Source organism: Chryseobacterium gotjawalense, from assembly GCF_030012525.1.
Classification (GTDB): Bacteria; Bacteroidota; Bacteroidia; order Flavobacteriales; family Weeksellaceae; genus Kaistella; species Kaistella gotjawalense.
Genome location: NZ_CP124855.1, coordinates 2,723,830 through 2,739,107 on the forward strand (window position 1 = coordinate 2,723,830; position 15,278 = coordinate 2,739,107).

Consider the following 15,278-nt stretch of genomic DNA (forward strand, 5'->3'; position numbering starts at 1 on the left):
GCATGGGAATTAAAAGAAAAATTAAAAATTTTATTTATCTCAAAAAAAATTATCCTTTATCAGAAAAAACAATTGTTCCTGATAGTAACAAAAAAACGATTCTGATTATCGACACTCAGATTCCCACTTTTGATATGGATTCAGCATCCAACCGAATCACCGAAATTGCCAAGTTTTTGGCTAAAAACTATAATGTTTACATTATGGATTCGGCAAACAGGATTCCCAAAGTAGAGTCAAAAAAATATATCGAAAACCTAAATAGCAATGATATAACAATTTATACTCCCTATCTCAATAAATATGGGGTCATGCGTGGTAAGAAATATTTTTTAAAAAAACTGATTCCCAAGCTTGATTTTGTATGGCTTCATCGCCCGGAAGTCTTTAGAGATTATGTCGATTTTTTCCGAAATAACGCACCAAATGCTAAAGTTATTTATGACATGGTCGACATCCATTATCTAAGAATGGAAAGGGGTTTGCAAATAAAGTATGATAAAAACAGAGCAAAGGAAGCTGTTTATTTTAAATATATCGAAACCGAACTCTGTAGAAAAGCCGACAAAATTGCTGTAATCAGCGAGAAGGAAAAGGATTTTATGAAAGATTTTGTAGAGGAATCTAAACTGTTTACGATAAGCAATGTTCATAACTTAAAAGTAAAACCTGAAGAAACGCCTGCCTTTGAAAAACGAAATGGTATTTTCTTTATCGGAGGTTTTTTGCATGATCCTAATGTAGATGCAGTTGAAGTGCTGTATCACAAAATAATGCCTTTGGTTTGGGAACAATTACCCAATCTTAAGATTACCATCATTGGTGCTGAAGCTCCAGAATCAATATTAGAAATGAATTCTGCTCAATTTGAAGTGGTGGGTTTTGTGGAAAACATTATTCCTTATTATGAAAAATGTTTTGCGTCTGTTTCACCGTTAAGATTTGGTGCAGGTGTGAAAGGTAAAATCGGACAGGCATTGGAATATACACTTCCTGTGATAACCACCGAAATTGGTGCTGAAGGAATGTTTTTGGAAAATGAAATCACCGCTTTAATTGCAGGAAACGAGGATTGTCAAAAATTTGCAGATAATATTATAGCGATCTGTAAAAACAAAGAACTTTGGAATACGCTTCATCAAAATTCAGAAAAAGCAATTTATCCATTTTCTATTGATGCGCAGAAAGAAGAATTGTTTAGGCTGTTGTCATAATCAATGACATTTAAACTGTTACGACTTTGTTCACTTGAGTTATTACTCCTGAAGACGAATTGTAATTTAAAAAGATCCATTACTTTATTTTCTCTCATAATCATCCTGCAGCCTCACAATATCATCTTCCCCGAAATAAGTTCCAGTCTGTACTTCCACAAAAATAAGCAGTTCTGTTGAGCGGTTTTCAATTCGGTGTTTAGCTCCTAAAGGAATATGAATGCTTTCACCATATTTTACAGTAATCTCCTCTCCGTCTAAGGTGACAACTGCTTCGCCCTCAACGATTGTCCAGAATTCCTGTCGGTGATGATGAAACTGGTAAGATAATCGCTGACCCGGATTTACTTCAATTCTCTTTAATTTATAATGAGGTTCATCTGCCAAAACATAATATTTCCCCCACGGTCTGTCACCAATTTCTAACATATACAGCATAATTTATAGTGCAAAAATAAGTAATTTTATGAAACACGCCTGTCAGAATATGATCTACAGGAAAATAATTGAACAAGTGTTCCATCTGACCATTCAAAGCAATAAAAATAAACAGATGAAACACCGTTTTTTTCTTTAAATTTGTACCTTAAAATTTCAAGGAAAATGAGCAAAGTAAGAGTGCGTTTTGCACCAAGTCCAACCGGACCTTTACATTTAGGAGGAGTACGAACCGCATTGTACGATTATCTTTTTGCCAAAAACAAAGGTGGTGATTTCGTATTGAGAATAGAAGATACCGATACTGCCCGATATGTGGAAGGTGCGGAAGAATATATTATGGAAGCCCTGGAATGGTGCGGAATCATTCCTGATGAAAGTCCTAAACATGGTGGCCCATTTGCACCTTACAGACAATCGGAAAGACGGGAAATTTACGATAAACATTTAGTAGCGCTTCTAAAAACAGATTATGCCTATTTGGCCTTCGATACTCCGGAAGAGCTGGATGAAGTGAGAAATGAGTTCGAAAAAAACGGGGACGTTTTCGCTTATGATAACAGGACCAGAAACCGACTGAAAAATTCTTTGACGCTTTCTAAAGAAGAAGTTCAAAAATTAATAGATGAAAAAGTTCCATACGTCGTGCGTTTCAAAATGCCGGTAGACAGAGTCCTGAATCTGGAAGATATCATCCGCGGTAAATCGTCTGTGAATACCAATACTTTAGATGATAAGGTTTTGGTGAAAAACGACGGAATGCCCACTTACCATTTTGCCAACATTGTCGATGACCACGAAATGGAAATCTCACACGTGATTCGGGGTGAAGAATGGCTGCCTTCCCTGGGATTGCATTATTTATTATATGAAGCGATGGGTTGGGAAAAACCGGAATTTGCGCACTTATCATTAATTCTAAAACCGGAAGGGAAAGGGAAATTAAGCAAAAGAGACGGTGATAAATTCGGTTTCCCGGTATTTCCATTAAATTTTAAAGATCCCGAAACTGGAAATATTTCAAAAGGCTACCGCGAAGAAGGGTATTTGCCGCAGGCATTTATCAATATGGTTGCCCTGCTCGGCTGGAGTCCTGCCAATGACAGAGAGGTGCTGACTTTAGAAGAAATGATTACTGAGTTCGATTTGCATAAAGTTCATAAAGCGGGTGCAAGATTCAATAAAGAAAAGGCAGAATGGTTTAACAGCGAATATTTAAGATCAAAATCCGACGAAGAGGTTTTAGGACTGATAAAAAATGTGGACGGAATTAATCTTACAAACTCAAGTGATGCCCAATTATTGAAAATCATTTCATTAATGAAAGAAAGAGCCGTTTTTGCAAAAGATATTTATAATGACGGCAAATTTTTCTTTGAAGCACCAACTCAGTATGACGAGAAAGCGGTAAAGAAAGCCTGGAACGAAACGGCAGCAGAAGTGATGACTGAATTTTCACTGAAGTTACAGGATTCCGTCTTTGAACCTGAAGCTTTAAAACAGGATATTCATGATTTTGCTGAAAGCAAAGGACTTGGAATGGGAAAAGTAATGATGCCGCTTCGGTTAACTTTAGTCGGCGAATTGAAAGGACCGGATGTTCCAGATATTATGCAAATCCTTGGAAAAGAAGAAACTATCGCCAGGATAAAAAATGCAGTGAATAATATTCAATAACTTTCTTTAATTTTTACTAAATTTGAAGGATAATTTTAATAATTAAAATGGAATACTTAAGCTTTGAACTTCCGATTAAAGAACTGATGGATCAGTATCAAACCTGTTCATTGGTGGGCGAAGAAAGTGGGGTAGATGTAAAACTCGCCTGCTCGCAAATCGAAGATAAAATTATAGAAAAGAAAAAAGAAATCTATCATAACCTTACGCCGTGGCAGAGAGTGCAGCTTTCCCGTCATCCGGATCGTCCTTATACTTTGGACGTTATTAAAGGTATTACCGATAAAGACAGTTTCTTAGAACTTCATGGTGATCGAAACTTTGCGGATGATCCTGCAATGATTGGTGGTCTGGCCACGATTGACGGACAGAGAGTAATGATTATCGGAACCCAAAAGGGCCGTACCACCAAGGAAAGACAATTTCGCAGATTCGGGATGAGCAATCCCGAAGGATACCGAAAGGCTCTGAGATTAATGAAACTTGCAGAGAAATTTCATATTCCTGTAATTTCTTTAATTGATACACCGGGTGCTTATCCTGGTTTAGAAGCTGAAGAACGTGGGCAGGGTGAAGCGATTGCCAGAAATATTTTTGAAATGACCATGCTCAAAACTCCCATTTTCGTGTATATCATTGGCGAAGGAGCGAGTGGTGGAGCGTTGGGAATTGGTGTTGGAAATAAAGTGTATATGCTCGAAAACACTTGGTACACAGTTATTGCTCCAGAAAGTTGTTCATCAATCCTTTGGAGAAATTGGGATCATAAAGAAGATGCAGCCAATGCTTTGAAATTAACCCCGCAAGATGCCTTAAGAGAAAAATTCATTGATGGAATTGTAGAAGAACCACTTGGTGGAGCGCATTATGAACCACAAGTTGCTTATGATCATTTGAAGGCTTCTATTCTTCAAAACATCAAAGCGTTTTCTAAATTTACCGGCAAAGAATTAGAAATTCAGCGACAGGAGAAATTCATCGCGATGGGTCAGTTCAAAGGCTAGGAACTATCACCCAAATTAAAATAGAAAAATCCTGTAAGCAATTACAGGATTTTTTATGTTTTGAAAGCAATGTTAATTATTCGAAAAGTTCAGCAGTATCTAAAACCGAAACTTTTCCGTCTTCACATCGGATTGCTTCTCCGGGGAAGTTTTGGATCATGTGATAATCGTGAGTTGCCATTACCACTGCCGAGTTATTTTCAAAAGCTACCTGCTTCAGAAGGGTCATGATTTCGTTGGAAGTCTCTGGGTCCAGATTACCGGTCGGCTCATCAGCCAGGATCAATTCTGGGTGGTTCAGGAGTGCTCTGGCGATGGCAATACGCTGTTGCTCACCTCCTGAAAGTTCATGGGGCATTTTGTGTTTCTTGGATTTCATTCCCACGCTTGCCAAAACTTCATTTATTCGGTCATCTATTTTGGTTTTATCACTCCAGCCTGTTGCTTCGAGAACGAATTTTAAATTCTTTTCCACAGTTCGGTCTGGTAACAGCTGAAAGTCCTGAAAAACAATACCCAGCTTTCTTCTTAAATTCGGGATGTCTGAGGGTTTCAACTTAGCCAAATCAAATCCGGCAATATGTCCTTGTCCTGCACTGAGTGGGATGTGTCCGTAGAGCGTTTTGAGCAATGAACTTTTTCCGGAACCTGTTTTACCGATAAGGTAGCAGAATCTTCCTTTCTTTATGTTGAGGTTGACTTCGTTAAGTACAGTGAAATTCTTCTGCGCAATTTTTGCATTTTTTAGATGAATTACATCCTGGCCTTCCTGATAAGTATGTGGCATATCGTGTTTTGATTGTTATTGATGAAATGGGTGCGCTGCAATAGCTGCTCAAAAGTAAAAAAAATCTTTCTTCTGAGCATACACTTTAGCAAATTTTAACAACGAAAAATGCTTGAAAAGGTACTTTTCAAGCATAATCTGTTATGATAATTCCTGAGATTATCTCTTAGCGCGCTGTGCACTTACAGTTAAACTCTTTCTGCCTTTTGCTCTTCTAGCAGCCAAAATTCTTCTGCCGTTAGGTGTTGACATTCTTAAACGGAAACCGTGTTTGTTTCTTTTCTTTCTTTCAGATGGCTGGAATGTTCTCTTGCTCATTGCTTATATTTTTAAGTAAAAACTATATCTTATTTTTCAGATTGCAAATATAGGAAACTTTTTATTTACTACAAGCAATATTTTAAATAAATTAAAAAGATAGAGAGTGAGTGAGCAAACAAAGTGGTTCTAGGTTTCTTCTCATATTTAAATTTAATACTTATCACATAAACATTTTCTGTCTTTATGAAATCTTTTAGCGTATTTTCCGGAATATCTCTGCTTATATTTTTTAGCCTAATCATTAGAGGATGTCCGATATTCTTCGCAATCAAAAAAAGTTGCAAATGATTTTATAAATTATTTTTTGATGGAGATTAGAGAGCGTTTTTCATCATTTAATCGGTGTTATATCTGATTTGCTTTATAAGATTATAGTCAAGATTGCTGTTTTCTGAAATAGCTTTTATGGAATTAAAATAAAAACAAACCCTATCTTTGCTCTTCTTAAAAAAAATATCCCAATAAATGTTTACTTCATCCGAAATTTCAGAGATTCAAAAGCTTTTAACACCGAGTCATAAAATCGTTATTATTACCCATTATAATCCTGATGGTGATGCAGTTGGATCAAGTTTGGGTTTGAAACATTTTTTAAAACAAAAAGGTTTAGAAGCGGATGTTATTGTGCCCAATGATTTTCCTAAATTTTTGAAGTGGATGCCGGAAGCGAAACAGATCATTATTGCTGATTACAAAAGGAAACAAGCCGGAGAAGCGATTTATAATGCAGATGTAATTTTTGTTTTGGATTTTAATGCATCTCACCGAAGTGGAAATTTGGTTGGTCCTTGGCTTGAAAAAGCCAGAGCTAAAAAGATACTGATCGATCATCATCAACAGCCTGATGCTTTTGATTATGTATATTCGGACGTCACGATTCCGGCAACTTCGCAAATGATTTATCATTTTATACAGGAACTGAATGAAGAAAATTTGGTCAACAAAGATATTGCAGAATGTCTTTATACGGGAATTATGACCGATACCGGTGGGTTCCGTTTCCGCTCGACCAGTGCCACAACACACAGAATCGTCGCCAATTTAATTGAAAAAGGAGCCGATCCTGCGATGATTACGTCAAATACCTGGGATACGAATACCGTTTCCCGACTGCACCTTCTGGCTTTGATTTTAAGCAGAATAGAAGTCGTGAAAGATGGAAAAGTGGCGATACTCTGGCTAAAACGTGAAGAATTAAAAGAATTCGGTTTTCAAAAAGGAGATACCGAAGGTTTCGTCAATTATGGCTTGAGTATTATGGGAACTCAGGTTGCAGCGTTTTTTATGGAAGATTTATACGATGATTTTATCAAAATATCTTTCCGTTCCAAAGAAGATGTTGATGTCAATCAGTTTTCTAGAAAATATTTCAATGGAGGTGGCCACATCAACGCTGCCGGTGGAAAGTACATGAAAACCATCGAAGAAACGATCGTAGATTTCAAAGAGAAAATCGAGCAGGAAGATTTCTAAAACAGTAGATTTTTTGGAAGATGGTGTAGCAATTCTGTATTGATTATTTCTGCACAGATACTTGGTTTTTCCCAATGGCCGTTATGACCGCAATCCAGCAGGTAGGATTTAATGTTAGTTTGATCCGGCAGATGCTTGAGAATCAAATCTGTTTGTACCGCGCCGTCGTGTTTTCCGGCGATGACCAAAATTTTACCGTCGAAATTTTCGAGAACAGTCATTTTATTTGTTCTTTCAATCATTCCTTTCACCGCGGCCAAAACGCCATCATTTTTAGTAGAAAGTGCGATTTTTTTGGCGTGGTCTATTTTAGCTTCCAGAAAATCTTTTTCATTGGGATTAAATAAATTCGGAACGCCGGCATTTACGTAAGCGGGAAATGCTTCTTTGATAATTCTTAAGCTTTTCTGTCTTTGTTCTTTTTTCTCGGTATCATCAGCGAAATAGGAAGAGAAAAATAAAGTGAGGCTTTTCAGAAGCCCGGGGAATTTCTCGGCAAAAGCCAGCGACACATAGCCACCCATCGAATGACCAAGCAAATGAAAATTGCCGATGTTTAGATAATCTGTTACTTTTTTTACTTCTTTCGCCATAAGTTCCATGGTGTGCACGTGGTCATAGACTTTAGACAAGCCATGTCCCGGCAGATCAATTTTAATTAAAATGAATTTCTCCGAAAGGTAAGTGTCCATATCATCCCAAATAGACAGGTTTTCCATAAAACCATGAAGTAAAACCAGAGGTTCTTTTCCGCTGCCGGATATTTCGTAATTTAACATAGTAGCTGATTTTTAAAAATAGATGTCAATGTAATCAACAAATCCCGAACCATTTATTTTATTCTGCAAACGCCAGAATTTTCCTTTTCCTTCGTCCAGAAAAGTGGTCTTTGAAGTTCTTTTAAAAACAGTTCCGTTGATTTTTTGAGTAATCACCCCTTCAAAATTAAGGTGTTTTTCAGAAACTCTTTTTACCGTTCCTTTTATTTCTAAAGTATTTTTTCCTGATTGGGCATTTCCGGATACAGTATATAGATCCCTGCCCGTTTTTTCGAAATTTGCCGTTCCAAAAAATGCTGAGGTTTCATCTGAAGTAAATTTCAGATCATGCTTTCCGCTCAAATCCCTGAAAATGTTTTGTTGATTTCTAATCGCAATACGGTCATTTAGTTTTCGGCGTTCAACATTAATGGATTCGATTTTTTTGGCTTCCGGAGAAATGACAGCCGTGTTTTCATTCCCTTTTTTTGAGCAGGAAAAAAGGGTTGCCGCGGAAATAATCAGGATGGTTTTCTTCATTTTTAATAATAAGATGCTCAAATTTAATTAAAAATAAGAGTTGTTTTTAAAGTTGAAGAAATTTTATTTTAAAGTTTGGTTTTAGAATCCATCACAATCGTTACGGGGCCGTCGTTTAATAAAGAGACTTTCATGTCTGCACCGAAAATTCCGCTTTCGATTTTTAAATTTGATTTTGCAATCTCCGTTTTAAAATAGTCAAATAAAGGAATCGCTTTTTCGGGTTTTGCTGCTTTGATGAAAGACGGCCGGTTTCCTTTTTTATAGTCGGCGATTAAAGTAAACTGGCTGATGCAAAGGATTTCACCGGAAATATTCAAAATAGATAAATTGAGTTTTCCTTCTTCGTCACCGAAAATTCTTAAATTTAATATTTTCTGAATGAGCCAGTCTGCATCGGTTTGTTCATCTTCTTCGTCAACTCCTATTAATAAAAGTAAGCCAGCAGAAATTTCGCCGACTATTTTACCATCAACTTTTACATTCGCTTCAGAAACTCTTTGGATTACTGCTTTCATATTTAAAAAGATAGAGTTGAAATTTTGATTAATAATAAACAGATAAAGTTTTGGTGTAGGTATCGAAACTGTAAGGATAAGTTTTGGGTGGAACCTGTGATATTTTCGTTGGTTCACCGGTAATTGTAATCCATTCTGCACCATCTTTTGGACAAACAATTTTGATTTCATTCTCCACACTCAAAGTGGTGTTGGAATCGGGGCAGATATGCGGAGCATTCCGGTCGAATACTTTGAATCCGTTGGTTGTTCTTACGACAATCAGACCACGGGTTCCGGATTGCTGTTCATTGATGTACATCCATCCGCCAACATTTTGCAGCGTAAAATAGGTGGGAAGGTTCAGGTTGAGTACTACATTGATCGGGGTCTTCGGGAAACAGCTTACCGTTTCTTCGCGGTTGCTGCAGGAGGTGAAATTTAAAATGACAAAAATTAAAATTACAGAAAAAAAGACGTTGAAGATATTTCTTTTCATTTAAAATATATTTATATCTTTGTGAAACAAACACACAAAAACTTGTCCGACAAATGTCGGATTATTTTTTTATACTAACGTTAAATATTAGATATTATGGCAAGTTACGTCACCAAAGTAGGATTGGATAAAATGAAAGCTGAACTGGAGCAACTGGAAACCATTGAAAGACCAAAAATCACCGCACAAATTGCTGAGGCCAGAGATAAGGGCGATCTTTCTGAAAATGCAGAATACGACGCTGCGAAAGAAGCGCAGGGTATGTTGGAGATGAAAATTTCTAAACTCAAGAACCTTATTGTAAACGGAAAGGTAATCGATGAAACGCAACTGGATACTTCGAAAGTTTCGATTCTGACGACCGTACGTCTTAAAAATAATACCACCAAAGGAGAGCAGAAATTCACTTTGGTTCCCGATAATGAAAGCGATTTGAAATTGGGGAAAATCTCTGTGAATACTCCTATTGCGAAAGGTTTATTAGGGAAAGTAGTAGGCGATAATGCTGAAATTCTTTTGCCAAACGGGAATAAACTATCTTTTGAAGTGTTAGAAATCTATTTGGGATAATTAGTAAAAATGACTTGTAAAATATGATATTACTGGGATGTTTTAAAAAATTACCAAATTTTTAACATCTTCTTTATTAACATTTTGTAATTTTGTACCCTCGCATATGCGTGGGTTTTTAATTAAATACAATCATCATGGCTTCTATTTTTACAAAAATTGTACAGGGCGAAATTCCGTCTTACACGATTGCAGAAGATGAAAAGCATCTGGCTTTTCTTGATTCGATGCCTTTGGTTAAAGGCCATTGTCTGGTCATTCCCAAGCAGGAGATAGATCTTATTTTTGATATGGAAAATGACGATTTCAAAAACCTGTGGAGTTTTGCACAGCATGTTGCGAAAAAAATGGCGAAAGCATATCCGGAGCGCCGAGTCGCCGTTGCGGTGGTCGGATTAGAAGTTCCCCACGCCCACATTCATTTGATTCCGATTACTAAAATGGAAGATATGAACTTCAAAAATGTAAGATTGAAATTTTCTGATGAAGAATATCGGGAAGCCCAACAGCATATCATTAATTCTTAAACGCCAACTTTTGTCAGAGTATTGAACTTTGACAAAATTTTTTTAAACTTATTCTTAATTATAAAATTTATATGAATTCAAACCAATGCTCTTTTTGTGGAAAAAAACGAAATGAAGTGCAAATGCTAATTTCTGGAAATGACGGTTTTATTTGCGAAGAATGCATCGAACAAGCACACGGCATCGTGAAGGAAACCAGCGCATCAGCTGGTTCTGCTTCTACAGAAAAGATAGAGGATTTAAAAAAGCCGAAAGAAATAAAAGAGTTCTTGGATCAATATGTGATTGGCCAGGATCAGGCAAAAAAGCAGCTGTCGGTCGCAGTCTATAATCATTATAAAAGGTTGTTGCATGCAAAAGACGAGAACCGCGAGGTAGAAATCGAAAAATCAAATGTCATCATGATTGGTGAAACAGGTACAGGAAAAACGCTTTTGGCAAAGTCGATTGCAAGAGAATTGAATGTGCCTTTCTGTATTGTAGATGCAACCATTCTTACTGAAGCCGGTTATGTTGGCGAGGATGTCGAAAGTATTTTATCCAGACTTTTAATGGTAGCTGATTATGACGTAGAAAAAGCAGAGAAAGGAATCGTTTTTATTGATGAGATCGATAAAATTGCACGTAAATCAGACAATCCAAGTATTACCCGAGATGTGTCCGGTGAAGGGGTACAACAGGGTTTGTTGAAATTATTAGAAGGAAGCATCGTAAATGTTCCACCGCAAGGCGGTAGAAAACATCCTGACCAAAAATACATCCAGGTTAATACTCAGAATATTCTGTTTATTGCAGGGGGCGCTTTTGATGGTATCAAAGAAATTATTGAACGTAGGTTGAATAAACAGGCGATCGGTTTCAGTGCAGAAAAATTGAATAAAATAGAGGAGGAAGAATATATCTTAAGCCAACTGAATGCGATTGATTTGCGGAAGTTCGGTCTGATTCCTGAACTTTTAGGAAGGTTTCCGATCATTACCTATCTTGATAAGTTAACCAAAGAAACGATGATTCGGATTATGAAAGAACCTAAGAACTCGATTGTTAATCAGTTTGTAGAATTGTTTAAGATGGATGGTGTAGAACTGAAGTTTACCGATGATGGTCTGGAAAGTATCGTGGAAGAGACTATGGATAAGGGACTTGGAGCACGAGGACTTCGTGGGACAACCGAAAAGGTACTCGAAGATTACATGTTCAATATTGCTGCTCAAAAAAAAGTGGTAATAAACCGTGAAAACACCCTTTTTTAGCTTTTTGAGAACAATCTGACGATGCCTTGCAAAAATTAATTATCTTTGTAAGGCATTCTTTTTTAAGAAAGTACAAAACACAAACACAAACACAAAACACAAATTGAAATGAAAAAAAATCTATTTATGATAGGCTTTTTGGCGTTGAGCGTAACACTCGGAGCACAAATTGTTTGCCATGTAGACACTGGCGGGATTCTCTACGTTGGTAAAGGTTCGTTGTTTTATAATGGCGGTGGTCTTCAGATGAAAGGAAATGCTGTTTTCGAAAACCACGGAAACGTTATGGTAGTTGGAAACGGTACGACAGATGTTTTTAAAACAATCGATGCTGCTGGGGCGGATAAAGTTGAAACAAATGGAGGAGGCAACTTTATTAATAAGTTGAATGAGCCAACTGCTTATGCATCAACTAATTCTATTAATCCCACTACGCCGCCCGTTTACACCTATGGACAGTTATTTATTTCTGGTATAATTCAAAGTAATATTAAAGGTATTGTTGATCAGGAATATCGGCAGGTAAGTCATGGTGCTTACCAGCAGATAGGTATGCCATTTTACAGTAAATCAGCGTCAACTTTAAATTCCGAATTAGGTAAAGTTTTCAGTACGGTAAGAAGATCGGAAAATGAGATTTTACGTTGGAACAACAGTAGAGTTGTATTTGATAACCTGCCAAATTTGAGTTTTAAATTTGGTGAAGATACAAAAGCGGTTACCTATTTTAGTTTAGGAGGAAAAGCATTAGATGTTTCTTCACTTACAAGAACTTTAAAAGGTAGACCGGTTGCTGATGTTCCTGATGCCGATAAAAAAGTGACACTGGAAAACGCGGGAGATGGTATGTTCTTCGGTGTTGGTGGAAGCGGAATCAACGAATACGGTGGAAGATATAACACCTATTTACAGGATGGGTTCCATATTGCCAGTGGCGGTACAGCATGGAATGGTGATTTTGGTAAAAACATTTATCAGTTTGGTAATCCTTATCTCACTAATTTAGATTTGTCTCAAATCGCTGCCGCTGAAACGGATGGTGATGGTAATTATCTCAGCAATATTTACGGAGTGCGATTAGAGGTTTCAGGAGTGCAATTTAAGCCTAATGAAGTAGGTGGATCAACTTCTTATAAAGCAATAACCTTTAATGCAGGAGTTGCAACTGGTGATGTAGATTACCAGGTTATCCGCCCAATGGGTACTTTTGTTATAAAATTAAAAGATAATACAGCTAAGCCCATTCTCGATTTTTCTACCTTGAGAAGGTTTAAATATCATCCAAGATCAGCAGTTACACCATATGCCGTTTCGGCAGCCAAAGGAGCAGGTAATAACTCGACGGTTAAACAACTAGGTATTGTTGGTTTAGATGCAAATGGTAACGAAGTTGAAAGAACTTATTATGTTGTAGGAGAGACCACTGTGTCAGGTAATTCTACTCAGGTAAAAGCTCAAATTGGAGCGCAGGGTGATCAACTTTTTGGCACTTTTGAAGAGGACCCAATCAATGGTGGATATGATAACAGCAATGTTTCGTATTGGTTGTATCTTAACGAAGCAAACGAAAATGATTTCAAAGGGAAAAATATTAAATTGGTGAATTACAATTCAAATATTGTAAGTTTTAAATTTGAAATTAGAGAAAATGCTGAGTTGGTTAATGACGCGACTCATTTATTATCGCAGGGAGAAGGTTTTTATTATAGAAAAGAAACCGAAACGGCAGTGCACCCCATCATACAGAATGCAATCGTAAAAAGTGTTCCGGGAAATTATCAAAATGGTGTAGAATACAATATTTATTATGGTAAGCCTCAAAACACCACGTTGGGTACCGATACCAGTTTGAAAAAAAGCAGCACTATTGTGGTCTTCAATCCAGAGAATGACAACTATTTTGTAATGTTTGATAAAACATGGAAAAATGCAGATATTCAAGTGTATGATATGAGTGGAAAACTTGTACATAATGCTTCTAAAGTTTCAGCGGCAGGGCGTTATGAATTGCCTCTTCAAAGAATTGCGGCGGGTTATATAGTACATGTCACTTCAGAGAAAGGTGAGAAAGTAGTAACCAAAATCCTAAGATAATACAACACAAATTACACAAGATGATGAAAAATATAGTTAAGATATTGGTAACCGCTTTTATTTTCCTTGGCAGTTTTTTATTAAATGCTCAGACACCACCTCCACCAGGTGGCGGTGCTGGAGGAACAACCCCCGAAACAGCGGCAGCACCAATCGATATGTACATTTTTATTTTAGCAGCAGCAGCGATTTTATTTATTGTTCTTTATGCTAAAAAAGTGCAGAGAAAACAAATAGTATAACCTTTTAACAATACTGAGAACTCATTGAATTTGCAATGAGTTTTTTTTTATATTTACATTATGAAAAAAGTAATATTTATTTTGAGTTTGTTGGCTGTCAATTCTTATGAAGCGCAGTTTAAAATCAATGTAGAAGTCCCATCTTCCTTTACTCCAAAAGAAGTATATCTCTATACGCTGAATGGTTCCAAAGATGTTCTAAACAGCAAGGAGATAAAGAAAGGCAATTCATGGCAAATCAATGTCAGTAAACCTTATTCCGGTATGATGAAGCTGTATTTCCCGGAGACGAATGCATCCGTTAATTTTATCTCAGAAAATAAGGATGTTAAAATGAAATTTGAAACTGAGAAAGATAAAATCGTGAATATTGATTACATTGACGAAGCGAATTATGTGATGGATCAAATACAGGATATTCAGAAAAAGAAAGAATATATCTTGCCGGCCTTATATCAAATTAAAGAATATTATAAGACTAAAAGTGATTTTGCCACGGCGCTCAACAATGAAGTTCTCCGTCTCTCAAGTGCTGCGCCAGACCTTACCAAGTTCCCGTTTGTTGCTTATTACGGCACCAACTATAATAAATTTTTGGAAAAAAGTGCAAATAAGAGCGCTGTTACTCAGGACCAAATTATCGATTTTTTAACAAAATCAAATGAGTTTCTGGAAAGTTCATCTTTATTGAAACCAGTTCTTGTTGCTTATTTAAACGCCGGTTCCACTGCCAGCCTGTCTGCAGATGTTGATAAGATGCTAAAAGCCGTAAATGTAGAAACGCCTCGCGGACAAACAGTTCTTTCTGAAATTATTGAGATTTTTGATACTTATGCAATGCAGGATTTAAAAGACAAATACCTTACCGAAGCGAAGAATTTGAAATGCACGATTAATGAAAGGTTAAAAAATACTATTGCAACAAATATCAATACAGAAGTTGGAGCAACATTTCCCAATTATGTTTTCAATAGAGCCTCGAATACCAAAGCCAAATCCATTTATGACGTAAAGGCAGATAAGAAAATTATTGTTTTCTGGGCTTCTACCTGTTCCCACTGTGAAGCAGAATTACCCAAGATTATCGAAAAATATAATGCGATTAAAGGATTGAAGGGAGAAGTTATTGCTTTTTCTTTGGACAGTGATGCCTTGGCGTACGAAAATAAAGCCAAAATGCTGCCTTGGATCAATGATTCCGAATTAAAAGGTTGGAATAGTTCATTCTCAGACACTTATAATGTCCACGCAACTCCGAGCTATTATATATTGGATGGTAATAATAAGATTATTGCCAAGCCAGATCATGCTGCAGATGTAATTTCTTATTTAAAGTTAAATTAATTTTTGCTACCTCGTAAAATATTTTTATATTTGCACCACC

The 15,278-nt window shown here is 36.7% G+C and carries 17 protein-coding genes; 10 read left to right on the forward strand and 7 right to left on the reverse strand.

Features of this window, described 5'->3' with window-relative positions; translation table 11 throughout:
- Positions 1–2 precede the first annotated feature (2 nt).
- Positions 3–1,214: a glycosyltransferase family 4 protein gene (locus QGN23_RS12470; protein ID WP_282904600.1), complete on the forward strand. Its 1,212-nt coding sequence runs from the start codon at positions 3–5 to the stop codon at positions 1,212–1,214.
- Positions 1,215–1,298: 84 nt separating this feature from the next.
- On the opposite strand, the gene QGN23_RS12475 is transcribed toward QGN23_RS12470, so the two are convergent.
- Positions 1,299–1,643, reverse strand: coding sequence for a phosphomannose isomerase type II C-terminal cupin domain (locus tag QGN23_RS12475; RefSeq protein WP_282904601.1), 345 nt, complete (start codon positions 1,641–1,643; stop codon positions 1,299–1,301).
- Positions 1,644–1,817: 174 nt separating this feature from the next.
- Here QGN23_RS12475 and gltX point away from each other — a divergent pair, with 174 nt between their 5' ends.
- Positions 1,818–3,329 carry a glutamate--tRNA ligase gene (gene gltX, locus QGN23_RS12480; RefSeq protein ID WP_282904602.1) on the forward strand — a complete coding sequence of 504 codons (1,512 nt, stop codon included), beginning with the start codon at positions 1,818–1,820 and terminating at the stop codon, positions 3,327–3,329.
- A gap of 47 nt (positions 3,330–3,376) precedes the next feature.
- A complete protein-coding gene (locus QGN23_RS12485) occupies positions 3,377–4,333 on the forward strand; it encodes an acetyl-CoA carboxylase carboxyltransferase subunit alpha (protein ID WP_282904603.1) in 957 nt (318 codons plus the stop codon).
- A gap of 76 nt (positions 4,334–4,409) precedes the next feature.
- Here QGN23_RS12485 and QGN23_RS12490 read toward each other — a convergent pair whose 3' ends face one another.
- Together QGN23_RS12490 and rpmH are read right to left on the reverse strand one after the other, a co-directional pair.
- Positions 4,410–5,120: a cell division ATP-binding protein FtsE gene (locus tag QGN23_RS12490; protein WP_282904604.1), complete on the reverse strand. Its 711-nt coding sequence runs from the start codon at positions 5,118–5,120 to the stop codon at positions 4,410–4,412.
- Positions 5,121–5,279: 159 nt separating this feature from the next.
- Positions 5,280–5,438, reverse strand: coding sequence for a 50S ribosomal protein L34 (gene rpmH / locus QGN23_RS12495; protein ID WP_074781389.1), 159 nt, complete (start codon positions 5,436–5,438; stop codon positions 5,280–5,282).
- A 468-nt stretch (positions 5,439–5,906) separates the two neighbouring features.
- On the opposite strand from rpmH, the gene QGN23_RS12500 reads away from it, so the two are divergent.
- Complete coding sequence (locus tag QGN23_RS12500) at positions 5,907–6,914, forward strand: DHH family phosphoesterase (RefSeq protein WP_282904605.1); 1,008 nt, start codon at positions 5,907–5,909, stop codon at positions 6,912–6,914.
- Here the strand turns inward: QGN23_RS12500 and QGN23_RS12505 are convergent.
- From QGN23_RS12505 to QGN23_RS12520, 4 genes are all read right to left on the reverse strand, one after another.
- Positions 6,911–7,693 (reverse strand): alpha/beta fold hydrolase, encoded by a 783-nt coding sequence (locus tag QGN23_RS12505; RefSeq protein WP_282904606.1) that lies wholly within the window; start codon positions 7,691–7,693, stop codon positions 6,911–6,913. The genes QGN23_RS12500 and QGN23_RS12505 overlap by 4 nt on opposite strands.
- A 12-nt stretch (positions 7,694–7,705) precedes the next feature.
- Entirely contained in the window at positions 7,706–8,212 is a 507-nt protein-coding gene (locus tag QGN23_RS12510) for a hypothetical protein (protein WP_282904607.1), read from the reverse strand.
- 68 nt (positions 8,213–8,280) lie between these two features.
- Complete coding sequence (gene dtd / locus QGN23_RS12515) at positions 8,281–8,730, reverse strand: D-aminoacyl-tRNA deacylase (RefSeq protein WP_133439649.1); 450 nt, start codon at positions 8,728–8,730, stop codon at positions 8,281–8,283.
- 28 nt (positions 8,731–8,758) lie between these two features.
- Complete coding sequence (locus tag QGN23_RS12520; RefSeq protein ID WP_133439650.1) at positions 8,759–9,208, reverse strand: hypothetical protein; 450 nt, start codon at positions 9,206–9,208, stop codon at positions 8,759–8,761.
- Between the two features lie 96 nt (positions 9,209–9,304).
- Here QGN23_RS12520 and greA point away from each other — a divergent pair, with 96 nt between their 5' ends.
- From greA to QGN23_RS12550, 6 genes are all read left to right on the forward strand, one after another.
- Complete coding sequence (greA, locus tag QGN23_RS12525) at positions 9,305–9,778, forward strand: transcription elongation factor GreA (protein WP_133439651.1); 474 nt, start codon at positions 9,305–9,307, stop codon at positions 9,776–9,778.
- 137 nt (positions 9,779–9,915) lie between these two features.
- The gene (locus tag QGN23_RS12530; RefSeq protein WP_133439652.1) at positions 9,916–10,305 is read left to right on the forward strand and encodes an HIT family protein; all 390 of its coding nucleotides are present in this window, start codon (positions 9,916–9,918) and stop codon (positions 10,303–10,305) included.
- A 71-nt stretch (positions 10,306–10,376) separates the two neighbouring features.
- Complete coding sequence (clpX, locus tag QGN23_RS12535; protein ID WP_282904608.1) at positions 10,377–11,558, forward strand: ATP-dependent Clp protease ATP-binding subunit ClpX; 1,182 nt, start codon at positions 10,377–10,379, stop codon at positions 11,556–11,558.
- A 108-nt stretch (positions 11,559–11,666) separates the two neighbouring features.
- Positions 11,667–13,652 (forward strand): T9SS type A sorting domain-containing protein, encoded by a 1,986-nt coding sequence (locus QGN23_RS12540; protein WP_282904609.1) that lies wholly within the window; start codon positions 11,667–11,669, stop codon positions 13,650–13,652.
- Positions 13,653–13,672: 20 nt separating this feature from the next.
- A complete protein-coding gene (locus QGN23_RS12545; RefSeq protein ID WP_282904610.1) occupies positions 13,673–13,894 on the forward strand; it encodes a signal peptidase in 222 nt (73 codons plus the stop codon).
- Positions 13,895–13,954: 60 nt separating this feature from the next.
- Positions 13,955–15,238, forward strand: coding sequence for a TlpA family protein disulfide reductase (locus QGN23_RS12550; RefSeq protein WP_282904611.1), 1,284 nt, complete (start codon positions 13,955–13,957; stop codon positions 15,236–15,238).
- Positions 15,239–15,278 lie beyond the last annotated feature (40 nt).

What these genes read in the sequence shown, in the direction of transcription:
- QGN23_RS12510 (WP_282904607.1), bottom strand. Translation starts at nt 8,212, where the DNA reads ATGAAGAAAACCATCCTGATTATTTCCGCGGCAACCCTTTTTTCCTGC.
- QGN23_RS12490 (WP_282904604.1), bottom strand. Translation starts at nt 5,120, where the DNA reads ATGCCACATACTTATCAGGAAGGCCAGGATGTAATTCATCTAAAAAAT.
- dtd (WP_133439649.1), bottom strand. Translation starts at nt 8,730, where the DNA reads ATGAAAGCAGTAATCCAAAGAGTTTCTGAAGCGAATGTAAAAGTTGAT.
- QGN23_RS12485 (WP_282904603.1), top strand. Translation starts at nt 3,377, where the DNA reads ATGGAATACTTAAGCTTTGAACTTCCGATTAAAGAACTGATGGATCAG.
- QGN23_RS12550 (WP_282904611.1), top strand. Translation starts at nt 13,955, where the DNA reads ATGAAAAAAGTAATATTTATTTTGAGTTTGTTGGCTGTCAATTCTTAT.
- gltX (WP_282904602.1), top strand. Translation starts at nt 1,818, where the DNA reads ATGAGCAAAGTAAGAGTGCGTTTTGCACCAAGTCCAACCGGACCTTTA.
- QGN23_RS12475 (WP_282904601.1), bottom strand. Translation starts at nt 1,643, where the DNA reads ATGTTAGAAATTGGTGACAGACCGTGGGGGAAATATTATGTTTTGGCA.
- QGN23_RS12505 (WP_282904606.1), bottom strand. Translation starts at nt 7,693, where the DNA reads ATGTTAAATTACGAAATATCCGGCAGCGGAAAAGAACCTCTGGTTTTA.
- QGN23_RS12530 (WP_133439652.1), top strand. Translation starts at nt 9,916, where the DNA reads ATGGCTTCTATTTTTACAAAAATTGTACAGGGCGAAATTCCGTCTTAC.
- rpmH (WP_074781389.1), bottom strand. Translation starts at nt 5,438, where the DNA reads ATGAGCAAGAGAACATTCCAGCCATCTGAAAGAAAGAAAAGAAACAAA.
- QGN23_RS12545 (WP_282904610.1), top strand. Translation starts at nt 13,673, where the DNA reads ATGATGAAAAATATAGTTAAGATATTGGTAACCGCTTTTATTTTCCTT.
- QGN23_RS12540 (WP_282904609.1), top strand. Translation starts at nt 11,667, where the DNA reads ATGAAAAAAAATCTATTTATGATAGGCTTTTTGGCGTTGAGCGTAACA.
- QGN23_RS12470 (WP_282904600.1), top strand. Translation starts at nt 3, where the DNA reads ATGGGAATTAAAAGAAAAATTAAAAATTTTATTTATCTCAAAAAAAAT.
- QGN23_RS12520 (WP_133439650.1), bottom strand. Translation starts at nt 9,208, where the DNA reads ATGAAAAGAAATATCTTCAACGTCTTTTTTTCTGTAATTTTAATTTTT.
- greA (WP_133439651.1), top strand. Translation starts at nt 9,305, where the DNA reads ATGGCAAGTTACGTCACCAAAGTAGGATTGGATAAAATGAAAGCTGAA.
- clpX (WP_282904608.1), top strand. Translation starts at nt 10,377, where the DNA reads ATGAATTCAAACCAATGCTCTTTTTGTGGAAAAAAACGAAATGAAGTG.
- QGN23_RS12500 (WP_282904605.1), top strand. Translation starts at nt 5,907, where the DNA reads ATGTTTACTTCATCCGAAATTTCAGAGATTCAAAAGCTTTTAACACCG.